Genomic DNA, 18,839 nt, shown 5'->3' with positions numbered 1-18,839 from the left:
GAGTGGCTGGAGCGCCATGGGGGAACCGTCCTCACGAGGAAGTGGAACAGGGACAGCGGTGGCCCGGTGGTGCGTTCCGCCCAGACGGGCGGGACTGGTGCCCGTGCCCCGCTTGTGGCGGGGAGGAGTGCTCCTAGGCGCGGTCAGTGGGAGTCGTGACCGCTCCGGAGCCCTGGGCGACGAGGCGTTCGTCGTCGTCCTCGTGCTCCGAGAAGGTGTTCTCGGAGTCTACATCGGACTTCGGACGGGGCTCGCGACCGGGCAGGTACGGGCTCGGCTCCTTGCCGGTGTGCCGACGGGTCTGCACGATGAAGATGATGATGCCGAGCAGGATCGCCGCGAACGACATCCACACGTTCGTCCGGATACCGAAGAAGGTCTCGCTCGTGTCGACGCGGATGGACTCGAGCACCGAGCGGCCGATGCCGTACCAGATCAGGTAGAGCGACAGGACCTTGCCCCAGTGCAGCCGGAACTTCTTGTCGAGCAGCAGGATGACGACGACGCCGACGACGTTCCAGATGATCTCGTAGAGGAACGTCGGGTGGAACAGCGTGCCCTCGGGCAGGCCCTTCGGGAACGCGGCGTTCGTCGACTCGATCTGCAGGCCCCACGGCAGGTTGGTCGGCATGCCGAAGAGCTCGTGGTTGAAGTAGTTGCCGAGCCGGCCGAACGCCTGCGCGAGCAGCACCCCGGGCACGACGGCGTCGATGAACGACGTGAACCGTAGGCCGACCTGGCGGCAGCCGATCCAGGCACCCACCGACCCGAGGATCAGGGCGCCGAAGATGGCGAGCCCGCCCTCCCAGATGTACAGGAAGGACAGCGGGTCGATGCCGGGGCCGAAGTAGTCGGACACGTGCGTGAACACGTGGAAGAGCCGGCCGCCGATGATGCCGGCGGGCACCGCCCAGATCGCGATGTCGATGATGATCCAGCGCTCGACGCCGCGCGCGTTGAGGCGGCGGTTCGCGAGCAGGACCGCGGCGACGATCCCGAGCAGGATGCAGATCGCGTACGCGTGGATGCGGAAGTCGAGCGGCAGCGACCAACCGAACACGTCGCGCAGCCAGGCGGTCAGGTCGAAGTACTGCCAGGCGGTGCTCGGGCTCGGGATGCTCAGGAGGGGCATGGAGGAACGATCGCCTTTCGGTACTGACGGGTCGCGGTGTCGACGTGTCGTCGGCCCCGCTCACTGTAGCGCGGACCGTGGGCCCGCCAGGAACTGGACTAGGAGCGGCGGGCGCCGGTGGTGAGGTCGGCCGCGCGGTCGGCGACCCCCTGCACCCCGAGGTCGGCCAGTGCACGGACGAAGGCCGAGCCGACGATCGCGCCGTCGGCGTACTCCAGGACCTCGGCGACCTGCTCGGCCGTCGAGATGCCGAGACCGACGCACGTCCGCGCGACGCCGGCGTCGCGGAGCCGGGACACCACGGTGCGCGCGGCGACGTCGACGCCGGCCCGTGCTCCGGTGACGCCCATCGTCGAGACGGCGTAGACGAACCCGCGGCTCGCCTGCACCGCCTGCTGCATGCGGGCGTCGGACGAGGACGGTGCCGCGAGGAACACGCGGTCCAGGCCCGTGCGCTCCGACGAGGTCATCCACTCGGTGGCTTCGTCCGGGATCAGGTCGGGCGTGATGAGGCCGGCGGCTCCGGCGGCGACGAGGTCGTCGGCGAAGCGGTCGACGCCGTAGCGGAGCACCGGGTTCCAGTACGTCATCACGAGCACCGGTACGTCGGCACGCTCGGTGATCTGGTGCACGGCGTCGAAGACCTGCGCGACGCGGAAGCCGTTCGCCAGGCTCTCCTCGGCCGCACGCTGGATGACCGGGCCGTCCATGACGGGGTCGGAGTACGGCAAGCCGAGCTCGATGACGTCCACACCGTTCTCGGCGAGGGCGACCGCGGCGTCGACGCTGGTCTGCACGTCGGGGTACCCGGCGGGCAGGTAGCCGACGACGGCCCCGGCACGCTCGGCGTTGGCGGTGTCGATCGTCGTGGCGACGGTCTGGTTCGTGGTCACAGCTGCACCGCGTTCTCGTCGAGGATGCCGAAGTAGCGGCTGGCGGACGCCACGTCCTTGTCGCCACGGCCGGACAGGTTCACGAGCACGACGCCCTCGGGGCCGAGCTCCTTGCCGAGCTTGATCGCACCGGCCAGCGCGTGCGACGACTCGATCGCCGGGATGATGCCCTCGGTCTGGCTGAGCAGCCGGAACGCCTCCATCGCCTCGGTGTCGGTGATCGGCGCGTACTGCGCGCGACCGATCGACGCCAGGTAGGCGTGCTCCGGCCCGACGCTCGGGTAGTCGAGCCCGGCGGAGATGCTGTGGCTCTCGATGGTCTGGCCGTCCTCGTCCTGCATCAGGTAGGACTTCGCGCCCTGCAGGACGCCTTCGCGACCGAGCGTGATGCTCGCGGCGTGCCGACCGGTCTCGACGCCGTCGCCACCGGCCTCGAAGCCGTGCAGCGCGACGGACTCGTCGTCGAGGAACGCCTCGAAGATCCCCATCGCGTTCGAGCCGCCGCCGACGCACGCGGCGACGGCGTCCGGGAGACGCCCGACGCGGTCGAGGACCTGCTGGCGGGCTTCTTCGCCGATCACCTTGTGGAACTCGCGCACCATTTCGGGGAACGGGTGCGGGCCGGCGACCGTGCCGAGCAGGTAGTGGGTCGAGTCGACGTTCGCCACCCAGTCGCGGAGTGCCTCGTTGATGGCGTCCTTCAGCGTGCGCGATCCGGTCTCGACCGGGATCACCTCGGCGCCGAGCAGGCGCATCCGGGCGACGTTGAGCGCCTGCCGCTCGGTGTCGACGGCACCCATGTACACGACACAGTCCATGCCGAACAGCGCCGCGGCGGTCGCCGTGGCCACGCCGTGCTGGCCGGCACCGGTCTCCGCGATGAGGCGGGTCTTGCCGAGCCGACGGGCCACGAGCGCCTGACCGAGCACGTTGTTGATCTTGTGCGAGCCGGTGTGGTTCAGGTCCTCGCGCTTCAGGATCACGCGGGCACCACCGGCGTGCTTCGCGAACCGCGGCACCTCGGTGATGATCGACGGACGACCGGTGTAGTCGCGCTGGAGCTCGTCGAGCTCGGCACGGAAGGCCGGGTCAGCCCAGGCCGTGCGGAAGGCTGCCTCGAGTTCGTCGAGTGCGAGGACGAGCGACTCGGGGACGAAGCGTCCGCCGAAGTCACCGAAGTACGGGCCGTGCAGGTCGCGGAGTGAGGTCACGATGGGTCTTCCCGGGACGTGTCCGACGCGGCCGGCGGTGCCGGTGGTCGGACGGGTGGAACGTTCAGCCGCGGTCGGCGGCCTCGATGAACGACGCGAGGGTGGTGGCGGGGTCTGAACCCGTGACGAGGGCTTCCCCGACCAGGACGACGTCGGCACCCGCTGCACGGTAGTGGGCGACGTCGGCGGGACCGGCGACGGCGGACTCGGCGACGCGCACGACCCCGTCGGGGATGCGGTCGGCGAGCGACCCGAAGAGGTCGCGGTCGAGCGAGAAGTCGGTGAGGTCGCGCGCGTTGACGCCGAGGATCCGCGCACCGGCGTCGAGGCCACGGGAGACCTCGTCGGCGGAGTGCGCCTCGACCAGCACGCCCATGCCGAGTTCTTCGGCCAGCGTGTGGAGCTCGACCAGCTGCTGCTGCTCGAGCGCGGCCACGATGAGCAGCACGACGTCGGCTCCGGCGGCCCGGGCCTCGACGACCTGGTACGGGTCGGCGATGAAGTCCTTGCGCAGCACGGGGATGCCCACGCGGGCCTTGACGGCTTCGAGGTCGGCGAGGCTGCCGAGGAACTTGCGTCCCTCGGTCAGGACGCTGATCGTCGATGCGCCGCCGCGCTCGTAGTCGGCCGCGAGGGCGGCCGGATCCTCGATGGGGGCCATCGAGCCACGGGACGGGCTGGCGCGCTTGACCTCGGCGAGGATCTTCACACGGTCGCCCGGGGCGAGGAACGCGAGGGCGTCGAGCGGCGACGCCACCCGGTCGAGGTCGCGTTCGACGTCCGAGTACGGGCGGTCGACGCGACGGGCGGCGGCGTCCTCGAGCGCGCCCGCGACGAGGGTCTCGAGCACGTTCGGCATGCGAGTCCTACTCGGCGTGGTGCTTGGCGACGTACTTCGGGCCGTTCACGCCGTAGCCGGCCTTGGCCATGACCGCGCCGATGACGAGGCCGATGACGACGACGGCAGCGGAGACCCAGACGCCCCACGGCTGGTCGAACCAGAAGAACAGCGTGCCTGCCGCGAATCCGATCAGCATGATCACGACGGCGGTCCAGGCGGCCGGCGAGTGGCCTTCGCCGAGTTCTGCGGGCTCAGTGTTGCTCACGGTGCTCCTCGTTCTGCTCCGGCGTCGTCGGTCGACCGACGCCCATCCGATCCTACCGTGCCGTCGGTCGGGTCGACCCCAGCACTGAGGTCGTCCCAGTCCACGACGGCGTCGCGCTCGACGGGGGCTGCGGCGCGGGCGTCGGCGGCGGCTCCGGCGGTCGCCGCGCCGTACTTCCGGCTCGGACCGGGCCACGCACGCTGCACGACGATGACGACGACACCGAGCAGGACGGCGAGGACGCCACCGGCGATGCCCACGGCTGGCCAGAGCGACACGTCGACGCCGGACACGACACGGCGTACCGCGGTCAGGTCGCTGACACCGGCCACCGCGCCGACGGCACCCTTCGCCGCGGCGACCGGGTCGCCGAGTGCGGTGATGCCGCTCACCACGACGCCGAGTCCGAGCAGGATCTCGACGCACGCGAGCACGATGCGCAACACCCGGCCGGCGATGGTCATCGCGAGGAAGAGGGCCAGGCTCGCGATCGCCAGGGCGGTGTACTGCGGGACGACCGCGGCACCGTCGGCGTCGACCGTCGAGGTGACGGCGGCACCGGCGTGCAGGTCCACGGTGAACCAGGTCTGCGTCCACGCGAGCATGATGATGCCCGCCACGAGCAGTCCGGCGACGACGACGATCGGGCGTGAGCGCTTCACGAGCGCACCTCGCGCATCCGGTTCGCCGTGGCGACGGCCCGCAGGGGTGCCGCAGCCTTGTTGATGGTCTCCTCGTGCTCGGTGGCGGGGTCGGAGTCCGCCACCAGGCCGGCACCGGCCTGCACCCGTGCCACGCCGTCCTTGATCAGGGCCGTGCGGATCGCGATCGCGATGTCCGCGTCGCCGGCGAAGTCGAAGTAGCCGACGACACCGGCGTAGGCACCGCGCTTCGCCGGTTCGAGCTCGTCGATGATCTCCAGCGCGCGGGGCTTCGGCGCACCGGACAGGGTGCCAGCCGGGAACGTCGCCCGGAACACGTCGATGGCGGACATCCCCGGGCGCACCGCACCCTCGACGCTCGACACCAGGTGCATGATGTGGCTGAAACGCTCGACCGTCATGAACTCGGTGACCGCGACCGTGCCGGGCTCGCAGACCTTCTGCAGGTCGTTGCGGGCCAGGTCGACGAGCATCAGGTGCTCGGCGCGTTCCTTCGGGTCGTCGAGCAGGTCGTCGCCGAAGCGGACGTCCTCCTCCGGGGTCGCACCACGTGGACGCGACCCGGCGATCGGGTGGGTGATGGCGCGTCCGGACTGCACCTTCACCAGGGCCTCGGGCGAGGCGCCGACGATCCAGTACCGCTCGTCGGCGGTGTCCGCCAGGGCGAGGAAGTACATGTAGGGACTCGGGTTCAGGGTCCGGAGGACCCGGTACACGTCGAGCGGGTCGGCGGTCACCTCGTGGTCGAAGCGCTGCGAGACCACGACCTGGAACACGTCGCCGTCGCGGATGAACTCCTTCGAGCGCTCGACCGCGGCCATGTACTCGTCCGGCGTGGAGCGGTGCGTCGGCGTCGGCTCGGCGATCTCGAACGCCTCGGCGACGGTCGCGAGGCTCGGCTGGACGAGATCGGCCTGCAGGCGGTCCAGGCGGCGCTGCGCATCGGACCAGAGCGTGTCGGCGTCGTCGGTGCCGTCGTTCAGCACACTCGCGACGAGCAGGACGAGCCCCGTGCGGTGGTCGAGCGCGACGAGCTCGGAGACGAAGGACAGCGCCTGTCCGGGCACGTCGAAGTCGGCCGGCGGCACGTTCGGCAGGTGCTCGAGCTGGCGCACGGCCTCCCACCCGATGAACCCGACCGTCCCGCCGACGAGCGGCGGGGAGCCGGGCACCCGCGGGGTGGCCCAGCGCTCGTGCAGGCGTGCCAGGACCTCGAGCGGTTCGCCGTCGAGCGAGCCGACCGCGCGTTCGGCGTCGATGCCGGTGTCGATCCAGGCGGCACGGTCGCCTTCCTGCGTGAGGACGCCGAAGCTGCGCACACCGACGAACGACCAGCGCGACCAGAGGCCGCCCTGGCCCGCGGACTCCAGCAGGAACGACCCGGGCCGGCCGTCGGCGAGCTTCCGGTAGACACCCACCGGCGTCTCGCTGTCGGCGTAGAGCGCGCGCACCACCGGCACGACGCGGTGGTCGGTCAGCAGGGCGTCGAACTCCGGCCGGGAGGTCGTGTGCGGCGCATCGGAGATCGTCGCAGCCGTCATCGGGTCGCCTCCACTGCCGTGTCGGCCGGGGCAGACGCGGTCGCGTCCGTCGGCGCCGACGCCGCTGTGCCGGTCGGGGCGGACGCCGTCGTGGGCGCGAGCGGGTCGACGTCGAAGCAGCGGTGCGCCCCGGTGTGGCACGCGGCCCCGACCTGCTGCACGGTGACGAGCAGGGTGTCGGCATCGCAGTCGAACGCCGCGTCGCGCACGTACTGCGCGTGCCCCGACGTGTCGCCCTTCCGCCAGTACTCGTTCCGCGACCGCGACCAGAAGGTCACGCGCCCCTCGGTGAGGGTGCGGCGGAGCGCTTCCCGGTCCATGTACCCGAGCATGAGGACGTCCTTCGACGACTCCTCTTGCACGATGGCGGGGAGCAGCCCGTCCGCACCGAAACGTGCGCGGTCGAGGACCGCGTCGGTGTCGGTGCTGGTGCTGTCGGTCATGAGACTCCTAGCCTACGGCGGCGGATCAGCGGGCGGCTGCGGTTCAGCGGACGGCGTGGCCGGTCGCGCGCAGCGCGGCCTTGACGTCGCCCACCGTCATCTCGCCACGGTGGAAGACGGACGCGGCGAGGAGGGCATCCGCACCCGCGTCGACGGCGGGGGCGAAGTGGTCGACCCGACCCGCGCCTCCCGAAGCGATGACCGGGACCCGCGCGACCGAGCCCACCGCGGCGACGAGTTCGAGGTCGAACCCGTTCTTCGTGCCGTCCGCGTCGATGGAGTTGACGAGCAGCTCCCCCGCACCCCGCTCGACGGCGTCGCGCGCCCAGGCGATCGCGTCGATGTCGGTCTCGGTGCGGCCACCGTGCGTGGTGACCACGAAGCCGGACGCGGTGCGGTCGGAGCGCTTGACGTCGAGCGACAACACGACTGCCTGCGCGCCGAACCGGTCGGCGATCTCGCCGACGAGGTCGGGTCGGGCGATCGCAGCGCTGTTCACGCCGATCTTGTCCGCACCGCACTGCTGCAGGCGGGACACGTCGTCGACGGAGCGGACGCCGCCACCCACCGTGAGCGGGATGAACACCTGCTCGGCGGTGCGGGTGACCGTGTCGTACATCGTGGCGCGGTTCTCGACCGTCGCACCGACGTCGAGGAACGTCAGCTCGTCGGCACCCTGCTCGTAGTAGCGCGCGGCGAGCTCGACCGGGTCGCCGGCGTCCTGCAGGTCGAGGAAGTTGACGCCCTTGACGACCCGGCCGCCCTGGACGTCGAGGCACGGGATGACCCGGACGGCCACGCCGCCCGGCGCCGTGGCTGCCGCGGTCACAGCCGCGCCGCGTGGATCGGGCTGACGAGGATGGCGCGCGCCCCGAGGTCGTACAGGGCGTCCATGATGAGGTTCGCGTCGTCGCGCGGGATCATCACGCGCACCGCGGACCAGTCGCGGCCGTGCAGCGGCGACACCGTCGGGGACTCGATGCCGGACGCGACGGCCGTCGCCTGCTCGAGCAGCGCGGTGGGGATGTCGTAGTCGAGCATGACGTAGCCGCGCGCGACGAGCACACCCTGCAGTCGACGGCGGAGCACGTCGATGCCCGGGATCGTCTCGTCGGTCGACACCAGCAACGCGGTCGACTCGAGGATGACCGGACCGAAGATCTCGAGGCCGGCCTGCCGCAGCGTGCTGCCCGTCGACACCACGTCGGCCACGGCGTCGGCGACACCGAGACGCACGGCGCTCTCGACCGCCCCGTCGAGCTTGACGAGCGTCGCCGTCACCCCGTGGCGAGCGAGGAAGTCGCCGACCAGGCCCGGGTAGCTCGTCGCGACGCGGACGCCGTCGAGGTCCTGCAGGGTGCTGTACCTGCCCGGCGTGCCGGCGAACCGGAACGTGGAGTCGGCGAAGCCGAGCGCGTCGACCTCGTGCGCCTCGGAACCGGAGTCGAGCAGCAGGTCGCGGCCGGTGATGCCGACGTCGAGTGCGCCGGAGCCGACGTAGGTCGCGATGTCCCGCGGGCGGAGGAAGAAGAACTCGACGCCGTTGCGCTCGTCGAGCAGGTGCAGCGCCTTCGGGTCGCGGCGACCGGCGTACCCGGCCTCGCGCAGCATGTCGGACGCGGTCTCGGACAGGGAGCCCTTGTTGGGCACGGCGATGCGGAGCATCAGGGGGTCTGCTTTCTGGTCGGGGTCGTGGCGGATCGAGGTCGGTGCACGGGCGGGCCCGAGCGCGTCCTACAGATGTCGCCAGATGTCCGCCGGGGACAGCCCCTTCGCGACCATGAGGACCTGCAGGTGGTACACGAGCTGCGAGATCTCCTCCGAGGTGCGCTCGTCGCCCTCGTACTCGGCCGCCATCCAGACCTCGGCCGCTTCTTCCACGATCTTCTTGCCGATCTGGTGCACGCCGGCGTCCAGTTCGGCGACGGTGCCGGAGCCCTCGGGGCGCGTGCGCGCCTTCTCGGTGAGCTCCTGGAACAGGTCGTCGAACGTCTTCACGCGGTCCAGGCTACCGGTCTCCGCTGACGCTTCCGACGTACCGTCCGGACGGGTCGCGCTCATGCCCGCGCCCGCGCGGCCGCTTCGCGCAGGTCCGTGATCCGCGCGGCGGGCTCACCGCCGTAGACGGCCGACCCGGCGACGAGCGTGTCGGCACCGCTGCGGACGGCCTCGGGCACGGTGTCCACCGAGATGCCGCCGTCGACCTCGAGCCACACGTCGAGCCCGGAGGCGTCGACCGCCGCACGTGCGTCGGCGAGCTTCGGCATCACGGACGGCATGAACGACTGCCCGCCGAAGCCGGGCTCGACGGTCATGAGCAGGATCATGTCGTAGGCGTCGAGGTGGTGCAGCACCTGGGTGATCGGGGTGCCTGGCTTCACCGCGACGGCGGCACGGGCCCCGTTCGAGCGGATCGCGGCGGCCGTGGCCACGGGGTCGTCCGCGGCCTCGAAGTGGAACGTCACGCTCGACGCACCGGTCTCGGCGTACTTCGGCGCGTTGACGTCGGCGTCGGTGATCATGAGGTGGACGTCGAGCGGCACCGGGGAGACCTGCTGCAGGCGCTCGACGATCGGCAGCCCGAGCGTCAGGTTCGGCACGAAGTGGTTGTCCATCACGTCGACGTGCACCAGGTCGGCGCTCTCGATGCGGTGGAGTTCACGCTCGAGGTTCGCGAAGTCGGCGGACAGGATGCTCGGCGAGATGCGGATCGTCACCGGGCAAGCCTACCGGCGCGTGTGCGTCGGACCGCTCCGCGGCGACGTCAGCGGGCGCCGACGACCCGGGTGCCGAGCTCCGAGCCGAGCATCGTCTCGAGCGCGGCGTCGACGAGCCGTTCGCCCTGCGCCCGGTCGATCCGGTGCGAGACGACCAGGGTGGCGATCCCCTGCATGGTCGCCGCGAACAGGAGCTTGAAGAGGAGTCGGGCGTCCGCACCGTCGGCCCCCGTCGTCGCGGTTCCCACGGCACCCTCGAGCACCGCGAACAGCGACTCCGCGGCAGCCTGCACGGGGCCCGTCCGGCCGGTCGTCTTCGCCTGGAACATGAGGTCCATCAGCGCGGCGTCGTCGATCGCGAAGTCCACGTACGCCAGGGCGACCCGGCGGAACCGGTCCTCCAGCCCGTCGGCACCCGACAGTGCCCGGCGCACGGCAGCGGTCAGGCGGTCGAAGCCGAGTTTGGCGAGGGCGTCGAGGAGCGCCTGCCGATCGACGAAGTGACTCCGGGGGGCGCCGTGACTGACCCCGGCGCGGCGGGCGAGGTCGCGGAGCGAGAGTCCGTCGACCCCGGACTCCCGCAGCACCGCGTCGGCCTCGTCGAGCAGCACCGCCCGCAGGTTCCCGTGGTGGAAGGGCCGCTCGGTCATGAGGACATCCTAGTCCCGAACTAGGCATTGACTATTTTCTAGGCAACGCCTAGTTTGACGACATGCCTTCGGAACAGACCCTCCTCGTGTTCGGCGCGACCGGCCAGACCGGCCAGCACTTCACCCGGCTCGCGCTCGACGCCGGGCACCGCGTCCGCGCCGTCGTCCGGACGCCGTCGAAGCTGGCCGTCCAGCACGACGACCTGCAGGTCGTGCAGGGCTCGATCACCGACGACCTCGACCTCGACGCACTGCTCGACGGCGTGACGGGCGTGGTCGTGATGCTCGGGGACGTCGCCGCGCAACGCGAGCGACCTGTCAACACCCAGTTCGTCCGCGCCCTCGTGCCGGCCATGCGCCGGAACGGCACCCGGCGCCTGCTGTACCAGGCCGGCGGGCTGAGCGCCCCGCCCGGCAAGCGGCTCGCCCCCGTGCTCCGCGTCGTCCGGTCGACGCTCGCGCGGGACTACCGCGGCCAGCACGCGGACAACGAGGCGGTCATGCGCTACCTCGACGCCGACGCGCAGGACATCGCCTGGACCGTCCACCGGGCCGGCATCGGCTCGGACGGCCCCACGAAGGGCGAGCTCCGCCGGTCGGCGCGGTGGATCAGCATCGGCACGTTCCGGGACTGCGCCGCGTACAACCTGCGGGCGCTGTTCGACGACACGGCCGTGCACACGTGCGACGGCAGCGCCTACCGTCGCGCAGCTTGAACGCCGGGCGACCCGCTCAGCCGACGCGACGGAACAACGCGATGAACATCGCGTCGGTGCCGACCCGGTGGGGCCAGAGCTGCGCCGTGTTCCCGTCCGCGATCTCCGGGTCACGAGCGGCGACGCCGCGCACGATCGTCGCGGTGTCGAGCTGCTCGAGGACTCCCCCGTGCCGCCCCATCAGCCCGTCCACCTGCCCGCGCGTCTCTGCCAGGTGCGGTGAGCACGTCACGTACGCGAGCGTCCCGCCCGGTGCGAGCACCCGGACCGCGGCGTCGAGCAGCTCGGCCTGCAGGGCCGCGAGCTCCTGGACGTCCTCGGGGGTCTTGCGCCATCGCGCTTCCGGACGCCGACGCAGGGCGCCGAGGCCGGTGCACGGCGCGTCGAGCAGGATGCGGTCGAAGGTCATCCCGGTGCCGTCGCGGCCGTAGCGCCGGGCATCGCCCTCGACGACGCGGACGTGGTCGCCGAACACCCCGAGGGCGTTCCGCACGAGTCCGGCACGTGCCGGCACGAGCTCGTTCGCGACGAGGGTCGCGCCGCCCTGCTGCGCCTCGGCGGCGAGCAGCGCGGCCTTGCCACCGGGGCCGGCGCACATGTCGAGCCAGCGCTCGCCCGCGCGGACCGCGGACGACCGGCTCAGCGCGAGGGCGGCGAGCTGCGAGCCCTCGTCCTGCACGCGCAGGCGCCCGGCAGCGACGCCCGGCACGCGCGCGGGGTCACCGGAGATGCCGCGGATCCCGACGGGCGAGACCGGCAGGGCGTCGGCGGCCGGCACGGGGTCGGCGGTCCGGACGGGAGGCACGGTGCCGGTCGCGCCGTCGGCCGCCGGTTCGTCGTCGGCGGGCACCAGGGCCGCCGGCACGTCCGCCGCGCCGGTCGCGTCGGCGAACGCGGCGTCGTCGTCTGCGTCTTCGTCTGCGTCCGGCACCGTGCGCGCCGTCGCGGTGGCGATGTCCTCGTCGGTGGCGAGCCCGGGCAGCGCCGCGAGCTGCACCCGGGGCGCGGCGTTGTCGGCGGCGAGCAGGGCGGCGAGCTCTTCGCGGGAGCGTTCGGCGGCGAGGGCGTCGCGCAGGGCCGAGACGACCCAGACCGGGTGCGACCACCGCGTGGCGAGCAGGGCGTCGCCGCCACGGCCCTCGGTGATCTGGGCGTCCCACTCGTCGTCGGTACGCGCGGCGATCTTGCGCATCACGGCGTTCACGAAGCCGGTGGCACGGCGGGCTCCGACCTCGCGCGCGAGCTCGACCGTCGCGTCGACCGCGGCGTGCGTCGGGGTGCGCATCGCGAGCAGCTGGTGGGCACCGAGCCGCATCACGTCGAGGACGTCGGCCTCGATGTTCTCGGGCCGACGACCGGAGGCCAGCGCGATGATGACGTCGTAGCGGCCGAGCATCCGGATCGAGCCGTAGGTGAGCTCGGTGGCGAACGCGGCGTCGCGGGCCGTGAGACCGGCGCGACGGATGCGTGTCGGCAGCAGCAGGTTCGCGTACGCGTCGTCGACCTGCACGGCCCGGAGCACGTCGAAGGCGACACGACGCGCGTTCGCGGAGCGGGGTCCGCGACGGGCACCCCGGGTGTTCGTCGGCTGGCTCATGCGAGGACCTTCCCGTCCAGTTCACCCAGGCCACGGGCCCAGGCTGCGGCGTCCATCGCCTTCTTGCCGGCCGGCTGCACCTCGAGCAGCGCCAGCGGCGTGTCACCGGTCCCGACCAGCAGCCGACCGCCGTGGAGTGCCAGCGCACCGGGCGCGAGCTGCGGGGCGGGGTCTGCGGGGCCTCCTGTCAGGCGGTTGCTGCGGAGCAGCTTCACGCGGGTCTCGCCGAGGTGGGCGTACGCGCCGGGCTCGGGGGTGACCCCGCGCAGACGGGCGTGCACGACCGTCGCCGGAGCACCGAAGTCGATGCGCCCGTCGTCGATGGTGGTCTTCGGGGCGAGCGTCGGCTCGCCGGTCTGCTCGGTCGCGACGGCGGTGCCGGCGGCGATGTCGTCGACCACACGGGCGACGGTCTCGGCGCCGGACTCGGCCATGGCGGCGAGGACCTCGCCGGCGGTGGCCTCCGGTTCGATCGTGAACGGGTCCGCCGCGAACACCGGGCCGGCGTCGAGCGCCTCGACGAGCTGGAAGACCGACGCGGCGGTGCGGGTGTCCCCCGCCATCACGGCCCGCTGGACCGGCGCGGCACCGCGGTACTCCGGCAGGTCGGAGAAGTGCAGGTTCACCCAACCGAGGCGCGGAGCGTCGAGCGCGGGGCGGCGGAGCAACGCGCCGTAGGCGACGATGACACCGAGGTCGACGTCCAGCGCGGCGATGCGCGCGGTGACGTCGTCGTCCACGCGGCTCGCCTCGATGACGGGCAGTCCGAGCTCCGCGGCGACCTGCGCGACCGGCGTCGGCGTCAGGATGCGCTTCCGGCCCTGCGGTGTCGGCGGACGGGTGAGGACCGCAGCGATCTCGTGGTCGGACGCCGCCAGGCGGCGGAGGGTGGGGACGGCCGCAGCGGGGCTGCCGGCGACGACGAGACGCATGGGTTCGATCCTCCCACGAGCGCGCTCGCCGGACTGACCCGAACCGGGCGTTCTGTGGATGGGTACGTTCTGCGGCACGGAACGAGAGGGGCTCCCATGTCCGACGTCACCACGTCCACCGACCGCTTCGCAGGGTCCAGCATCCAGAAGGTCGCGCTGCTCGTCGGCGTCGTGTTCCTGCTGGTCGGGATCGCCGGGTTCGTGCCCGGGCTGACGTCCGGCTCGCTCGCGGGTGCCGGCCACGGGTCGATGGCGATGCTGCTCGGGGTCTTCCAGGTGTCGGTGCTGCACAACGTCGTGCACCTGCTGTTCGGGGTCGTCGGGGTGCTCGCGGCGGGGTACGCCACCGGGTCGCGGATGTACCTGGTGCTCGGCGGGGTCGTCTACTTCGTGCTCTGGGTCTACGGGCTGTTCACCGCCGGGCACTCGTTCGGCGCGAACTTCGTGCCGCTGAACTGGGCCGACAACTGGCTGCACCTCGTGCTCGCGGTCGGGATGGTCGCACTCGGCGTGGTGTTCCCGCGCGTCGGTGGGCGGCCCGCGCGCGCCTGAGGGGCGGGCCCTGGCGCAGGCGGGTTTTCCGACGAACCACTCGTTGATCGACGCGTGGTTCGTCGGAAGGTGCACACGCATCGGGTGCGTGCGCATCGGCCGACAGAACACGAGGTGATCGACGCGTGGAACGTCGCAAGATGCGAACGCATGCGGCCCGGGAGGCCCGGCGCAGCTCCGCCGCGGAGGTCTCGTCCGGCGGCCGTGCGGCTCAGACCTCGCTGAAGGGCTCGGCGTCGTCGAGCCGGACCCGCAGCGTCGGTGCCGCACGACGCCGGTTGCCGCCCTTGAGCACTCGCCGGGTCGACGACCGCCGGATGACCTCGGCCTTCAGGGTCGCCGCGACCTCGGCACCGTGGGCGTACGGGAACCGCACGATCGCCCGGACCGTGCCGGGCAGGGCGTCGTCCTCGACGGGCACCGGGCCGAGCACCGGGCCGGCGGTCGCCCCCTCGAGGGCCTCGACCGCAGCGGTGACGGCCTCGTCGGTGCCGGTCATCGTCGCCACGCGGACCGCCGGCGGGAAGTGCAGCTCGCGCCGGTCGGTGAGTTCGTCGTGCGCGGGACCGTCGAGCCGCCAGAGCGCCATCGCCGTCGCCAGCTTGCCGCCGATGCCGACCAGGTACGCCTCCGCCCCGGGAGCACCCTTGGCGGCGGCGTTCGTCCAGAACCGGAGCACGTCCTCCTGCACGCGCAGCCCTTCGCGCGCGAGCATCTTCTCGCCGTCGAGCAGCAGGACGCACGCGTACCCGCCGGGCACGCTCGGCTCGGCGCCACGGGTCGCGACGACGACGGAGGGCCTCGCAGGGACCTCGTCGAGCGGGCGTGAGCCGTCCGCCACCACGATCCGGGTGCCGGGGAACGCCCGCCCGAGTTCGTCGGCGGTGCGTTGGGCACCCTGTCCCACGGGCTTCACGGTGGCGTTGCCGCACGTCGGGCAACGGAACCCCACGGCGAGGGCACCGCAGAAACGGCACTGTGGCGTGGCCCCACGGTGCGGACTGCCGAGCGGACCGCCGCAGATCCGGCAGTGCGCCCGCTCACCGCACTCCGCGCAGACGAGTCCGGTGCCGAACCCGGGGCTCGCGACCTGCACGAGCACCGGGCCGTGCTGGCTGGCCTCGCGCGCGGCACGCCAGGCGGAGCTCGGGATGCGCGCCTGCGCGGCGTACCCCTCGGCCGAGGTCTGCTGCACGGTCGGGATGACCTTCGGGTTCTTCACCCGGAACGGCGTGACGTCCTGCAGCCAGTGCAGTTCGACGAGCCGTTGCACGTCGGTGCTGCGGGCGTGCGAGAGGAACAGCAGTGCGGCGCCCGACTGCGCAGCCCGCACGAGGGCGACGTCACGCGTGTGCACGTACGGCGCGCGCTGCTCGATGAACGAGGCGTCGCCGTCGTCCCACATCGCGATGAGCCCGAGGTCGGTCGCCGGTGCGTACACCGCCGTGCGGTTGCCGATCGCGACGACGGGGTGCGTCCGCGCCTGCAGCAGTGCCTTGGCGCGCTGCCCGTTCGTCTGCTTGGCGTCGAAGCGCACGACCCGTTCCGGCGGCAGCACCGCGAGCAGCGCGCGCTCGAGGTCGATCACGTCGCGGAAGTCGGGGACGGCGATGACGGCGGACTGCTCGGCCGCGAGGGTGTGCGCCGCCGCCTGGGCGAGCGTCGCCGCCCATCCGGGGACCCAGACGGGGTCGGCGTCGCGGTCGTCGTCCGCGTCGCCGTCGGCACCGGACCGCCCGGCCAGCGCCACGGGGTGGGGTACCGCGGCGACCGCAGCACGATCGTGCTCGGCAATCACGCCTTCGAGCATGCCCGGGGTGTAGCCGGTCACCGGCGGCGCGGACACCGGGGGCGGGGACCACGAGGTGTCCCGCGCGAGCCAGGCCTTCTCGGCGCGGACCTGGCGGGTCGGCACGGCCAGGCGCAGGACGTCGGACGCCACACCGGCGGCGCGGTCGGCCACGGCGCGGGCGAGCTTCCAGATCTCCGGCGCCAGGACCGGGACGGGTGACACCAGGGTCTCGATCGCGCTGAGTTCACCCGGGTAGTCGCCCTCGTCGACGATCTCGACGACGTAGCCGTCGGACATCCGGGCCCCGGTGCGGAGCGGGACCTTCACGCGGACCCCCGGCACGCAGTCGTCCTCGAGCTCGGCCGGCACCCGGTAGTCGAACAGACGGTCCAACTGCGGGAGCGGCGAGTCGAGGACGACGCGCGCGACGGTGGTCACGCGGTGCCTCAGACGGCGGCGGTGACGAGCCCTGCGGCGGCGCGGAGTTCCTCGACACGGTCGAGCTGCTCCCAGGTGAACCCGGGGAGCTCGCGGCCGAAGTGTCCGTACGTCGCGGTCTGCGCGTAGACCGGACGGAGCAGGTCGAGGTCGCGGATGATCGCGGCCGGACGCAGGTCGAAGACCTGGCGGATCGCGGCTTCGATCGTGGCGTCGTCGACGTGTCCGGTGCCGAAGGTCTCGACGTAGAGCCCGACGGGCTTCGCGCGGCCGATCGCGTAGGCGACCTGCACCTCGAGCCGGTCGGCGAGGCCCGCGGCGACCGCGTTCTTCGCGACCCAGCGCAGCGCGTACGCCGCCGAGCGGTCGACCTTCGACGGGTCCTTGCCGCTGAACGCGCCACCGCCGTGACGGGAGGCCCCGCCGTAGGTGTCGACGATGACCTTGCGGCCGGTGAGTCCGGCGTCGCCCTGGGGGCCACCGATCTCGAAGCGACCCGTCGGGTTGACGATGACGTCGACGTGCGAGGAGTCGAGGTCGACGAGGTCGAGCACCGGACGGATCACGTGCTCGGTGATCTCGGCGGTGAGCTGCTCCAGCGTGACGCTCGGCGAGTGCTGCGTCGACAGGACGACGGTCTCGACGGTCTTCGGCACGACGCCGTCGTAGCCGACGGTGACCTGCGTCTTGCCGTCCGGGCGCAGGAACGCCAGCTCGCCGGACTTGCGCACGGCGGCCAGACGCTCGGCCAGGCGGTGCGCCAGCCAGATCGCGACCGGCATGTACTCGGGGGTCTCGTTCGTCGCGAAGCCGAACATGATGCCCTGGTCGCCGGCACCCTGGCGGTCGAGCGGGTCGACCGCGCCGGTGCGGGAGTCGAGCGACTCGTCGACGCCCTGCGCGATGTCCGGCGACTGCGCACCGATCGACACCTCGACGCCGCACGTGGCGCCGTCGAAGGAGACGTCCGACGAGTTGTAGCCGATGCCCGTGATGACGTCACGGACGAGCTTGGGGATCTCGACGTAGCCCGAGGTCGTGACCTCGCCGGCGACGTGCACGAGGCCCGTCGTGACCATCGTCTCGACGGCGACCCGAGCGTGCGGGTCCACCGTGAGCAGTGCGTCGAGGATGCTGTCCGAGATCTGGTCGCAGATCTTGTCGGGGTGCCCCTCGGTCACCGACTCGGACGTGAAGAGGCGCAGAGCAGCTGCAGTCACCGGGATCAGTCGGAGGGCTGCTGCTGCTTGGTGACGGTGAGCTTGTCCTCGTTGATCTCGTGGAGAGCCACGGACAGCGGCTTGTCGTCGATCGTCGAGTCGACGAGCGGACCGACGTTGTCGAAGAGCGAGCCCTCGTGCAGGTCGGCGTAGTAGTCGTTGATCTGACGCGCGCGCTTGGAAGCGAAGATGACGAGCGCGTACTTCGACTCGACCTTGCTGAGCAGGTCGTCGATGGGCGGGTCGATGATGCCCTGGGGGTTGGCCATGGAGTCTCCTCGTCGTCGGTGCACCCGTCAGGGCGCAGAGAACAAGTCTACGACCTGTCGTGCCGCGGTGCCGACATCGGAGTTCACGATCCGCACGTCGAACTCGTCCTGGGCGGCCAGTTCGACCTTCGCCGTGTCGAGTCGACGTGCCTGTTCCTCGGGCGACTCGGTGCCGCGGCCGATGAGTCGACGCACCAGCTCTTCCCACGTCGGGGGCAGCAGGAACACGAGCACGGCCTCGGGCATGGCGTCACGGACCTGGCGAGCACCCTGCAGGTCGATCTCGAGCATGACCCGCTCGCCGGCGTCGAGCGCTCGATCGATCGGCGGCCGCGGGGTGCCGTACCGGTACGAGTTGTGCACCGTGGCCCACTCCAGCAGTTCGCGCTCGCGGATCATCCGGTCGAACTCGGCGTCGTCGACGAAGTAGTAGTGCACGCCGTCGACCTCGCCGGGGCGGGGCTTGCGCGTGGTGGCGGAGACGCTGAGGTTCACGTCCGGGTACTGCTCGCGGATGTACGCGCTCACCGTGCCCTTGCCGACCGCCGTCGGCCCGGCGAGGACGACGAGCTTCGAGGCACCGCGCTTGCGACCGCGGGCGGCGAGCCAGTCGGCCAGTGCCGTGCGCTGCCGGGTGCCGAGGCCCCCGAGGCGCTTCGACGGCGCGATGCGCAGCGTGCCCATGATCGACTCGGCACGCGCCGGACCGATGCCGGACAGGCTGACGAGCAGGTCGCGCACCCGGAGCGAGCGCTCCGCCGAGGTCGTGTCGACGAGGGCGTCGTCCCATGCCGAGCGAGCGACCTCGAGTGCCGAGCGCTCCCCCGACGCGATCGCGGCCTTGACCGCGGCCCGGGCGCGTCGCGCGGCGACCGCGGCCTGGGCCGCCGCGACGCGGTCGACCTCTGGTGGTGTGCGGTGGGCCGGCAGGTCGGTGCCGTCGGTGCGGTCGGTGCGGTCGCCGTCGG

General features: G+C 72.1%; 21 protein-coding genes. 2 read left to right on the top strand and 19 right to left on the bottom strand.

Annotated features, from left to right (window positions below; translation table 11 throughout):
- Nucleotides 1–133: 133 nt before the first annotated feature.
- The 13 genes from lgt to ABH929_RS11575 form a co-directional block, all read right to left on the bottom strand.
- Entirely contained in the window at nucleotides 134–1,132 is a 999-nt protein-coding gene (lgt, locus tag ABH929_RS11635) for a prolipoprotein diacylglyceryl transferase (protein ID WP_404561346.1), read from the bottom strand.
- A gap of 98 nt (nucleotides 1,133–1,230) precedes the next feature.
- A complete protein-coding gene (gene trpA, locus ABH929_RS11630; protein WP_404561345.1) occupies nucleotides 1,231–2,025 on the bottom strand; it encodes a tryptophan synthase subunit alpha in 795 nt (264 codons plus the stop codon).
- A complete protein-coding gene (trpB, locus tag ABH929_RS11625) occupies nucleotides 2,022–3,236 on the bottom strand; it encodes a tryptophan synthase subunit beta (RefSeq protein WP_404561344.1) in 1,215 nt (404 codons plus the stop codon). The genes trpA and trpB overlap by 4 nt, the downstream gene beginning before the upstream one ends.
- A 64-nt stretch (nucleotides 3,237–3,300) precedes the next feature.
- Nucleotides 3,301–4,086, bottom strand: a complete 786-nt coding sequence (gene trpC / locus ABH929_RS11620) for an indole-3-glycerol phosphate synthase TrpC (protein ID WP_404561361.1) — start codon at nucleotides 4,084–4,086, stop codon at nucleotides 3,301–3,303.
- A gap of 16 nt (nucleotides 4,087–4,102) precedes the next feature.
- Nucleotides 4,103–4,342, bottom strand: a complete 240-nt coding sequence (locus tag ABH929_RS11615) for an HGxxPAAW family protein (protein WP_159571188.1) — start codon at nucleotides 4,340–4,342, stop codon at nucleotides 4,103–4,105.
- Nucleotides 4,339–5,004: a Trp biosynthesis-associated membrane protein gene (locus ABH929_RS11610; RefSeq protein WP_263090658.1), complete on the bottom strand. Its 666-nt coding sequence runs from the start codon at nucleotides 5,002–5,004 to the stop codon at nucleotides 4,339–4,341. The genes ABH929_RS11615 and ABH929_RS11610 overlap by 4 nt, the downstream gene beginning before the upstream one ends.
- A complete protein-coding gene (locus tag ABH929_RS11605; RefSeq protein WP_404561343.1) occupies nucleotides 5,001–6,545 on the bottom strand; it encodes an anthranilate synthase component I in 1,545 nt (514 codons plus the stop codon). The genes ABH929_RS11610 and ABH929_RS11605 overlap by 4 nt, the downstream gene beginning before the upstream one ends.
- The gene (gene hisI / locus ABH929_RS11600) at nucleotides 6,542–6,988 is read right to left on the bottom strand and encodes a phosphoribosyl-AMP cyclohydrolase (RefSeq protein WP_111083928.1); all 447 of its coding nucleotides are present in this window, start codon (nucleotides 6,986–6,988) and stop codon (nucleotides 6,542–6,544) included. The genes ABH929_RS11605 and hisI overlap by 4 nt, the downstream gene beginning before the upstream one ends.
- 43 nt (nucleotides 6,989–7,031) lie before the next feature.
- Nucleotides 7,032–7,817: an imidazole glycerol phosphate synthase subunit HisF gene (gene hisF / locus ABH929_RS11595; protein WP_404561342.1), complete on the bottom strand. Its 786-nt coding sequence runs from the start codon at nucleotides 7,815–7,817 to the stop codon at nucleotides 7,032–7,034.
- Nucleotides 7,814–8,653: an ATP phosphoribosyltransferase gene (hisG, locus tag ABH929_RS11590; RefSeq protein ID WP_111083926.1), complete on the bottom strand. Its 840-nt coding sequence runs from the start codon at nucleotides 8,651–8,653 to the stop codon at nucleotides 7,814–7,816. Before hisG ends, hisF begins: the two co-directional genes overlap by 4 nt.
- Nucleotides 8,654–8,722: 69 nt before the next feature.
- Nucleotides 8,723–8,986: a phosphoribosyl-ATP diphosphatase gene (locus ABH929_RS11585; protein ID WP_111084162.1), complete on the bottom strand. Its 264-nt coding sequence runs from the start codon at nucleotides 8,984–8,986 to the stop codon at nucleotides 8,723–8,725.
- A gap of 59 nt (nucleotides 8,987–9,045) precedes the next feature.
- A complete protein-coding gene (gene rpe, locus ABH929_RS11580; protein ID WP_111083925.1) occupies nucleotides 9,046–9,705 on the bottom strand; it encodes a ribulose-phosphate 3-epimerase in 660 nt (219 codons plus the stop codon).
- 47 nt (nucleotides 9,706–9,752) lie between these two features.
- Nucleotides 9,753–10,355 (bottom strand): TetR/AcrR family transcriptional regulator, encoded by a 603-nt coding sequence (locus ABH929_RS11575; protein WP_404561340.1) that lies wholly within the window; start codon nucleotides 10,353–10,355, stop codon nucleotides 9,753–9,755.
- Between the two features lie 62 nt (nucleotides 10,356–10,417).
- On the opposite strand from ABH929_RS11575, the gene ABH929_RS11570 reads away from it, so the two are divergent.
- Nucleotides 10,418–11,071, top strand: a complete 654-nt coding sequence (locus tag ABH929_RS11570; RefSeq protein WP_205462494.1) for an NAD(P)-dependent oxidoreductase — start codon at nucleotides 10,418–10,420, stop codon at nucleotides 11,069–11,071.
- Between the two features lie 16 nt (nucleotides 11,072–11,087).
- On the opposite strand, the gene ABH929_RS11565 is transcribed toward ABH929_RS11570, so the two are convergent.
- Entirely contained in the window at nucleotides 11,088–12,668 is a 1,581-nt protein-coding gene (locus ABH929_RS11565; protein WP_404561339.1) for an RsmB/NOP family class I SAM-dependent RNA methyltransferase, read from the bottom strand.
- Nucleotides 12,665–13,600 carry a methionyl-tRNA formyltransferase gene (locus tag ABH929_RS11560; protein WP_263090641.1) on the bottom strand — a complete coding sequence of 312 codons (936 nt, stop codon included), beginning with the start codon at nucleotides 13,598–13,600 and terminating at the stop codon, nucleotides 12,665–12,667. Before ABH929_RS11560 ends, ABH929_RS11565 begins: the two co-directional genes overlap by 4 nt.
- A 96-nt stretch (nucleotides 13,601–13,696) precedes the next feature.
- Here ABH929_RS11560 and ABH929_RS11555 point away from each other — a divergent pair, with 96 nt between their 5' ends.
- Nucleotides 13,697–14,152 carry a DUF4383 domain-containing protein gene (locus tag ABH929_RS11555; RefSeq protein ID WP_263090638.1) on the top strand — a complete coding sequence of 152 codons (456 nt, stop codon included), beginning with the start codon at nucleotides 13,697–13,699 and terminating at the stop codon, nucleotides 14,150–14,152.
- Between the two features lie 211 nt (nucleotides 14,153–14,363).
- Here the strand turns inward: ABH929_RS11555 and ABH929_RS11550 are convergent, their stop codons facing one another.
- The 4 genes from ABH929_RS11550 to gmk are packed head-to-tail and all read right to left on the bottom strand — an operon-like array spanning nucleotide 14,364 to nucleotide 18,801.
- On the bottom strand, nucleotides 14,364–16,382 hold the full coding sequence (locus ABH929_RS11550) for a primosomal protein N' (protein WP_404561338.1): 2,019 nt from the start codon (nucleotides 16,380–16,382) through the stop codon (nucleotides 14,364–14,366).
- An 8-nt stretch (nucleotides 16,383–16,390) separates the two neighbouring features.
- On the bottom strand, nucleotides 16,391–17,602 hold the full coding sequence (gene metK, locus ABH929_RS11545) for a methionine adenosyltransferase (RefSeq protein WP_263090636.1): 1,212 nt from the start codon (nucleotides 17,600–17,602) through the stop codon (nucleotides 16,391–16,393).
- Nucleotides 17,603–17,607: 5 nt separating this feature from the next.
- Nucleotides 17,608–17,871 (bottom strand): DNA-directed RNA polymerase subunit omega, encoded by a 264-nt coding sequence (rpoZ, locus tag ABH929_RS11540; RefSeq protein WP_114849971.1) that lies wholly within the window; start codon nucleotides 17,869–17,871, stop codon nucleotides 17,608–17,610.
- 27 nt (nucleotides 17,872–17,898) lie between these two features.
- Nucleotides 17,899–18,801: a guanylate kinase gene (gene gmk, locus ABH929_RS11535; RefSeq protein ID WP_404561359.1), complete on the bottom strand. Its 903-nt coding sequence runs from the start codon at nucleotides 18,799–18,801 to the stop codon at nucleotides 17,899–17,901.
- Nucleotides 18,802–18,839 lie beyond the last annotated feature (38 nt).

Source organism: Curtobacterium sp. AB7, from assembly GCF_044909335.1.
Taxonomy (GTDB): domain Bacteria; phylum Actinomycetota; class Actinomycetes; order Actinomycetales; family Microbacteriaceae; genus Curtobacterium.
The sequence above is the reverse complement of the archived record's forward strand: the minus strand, read 5'-3'. Positions and strand labels throughout refer to the sequence as shown.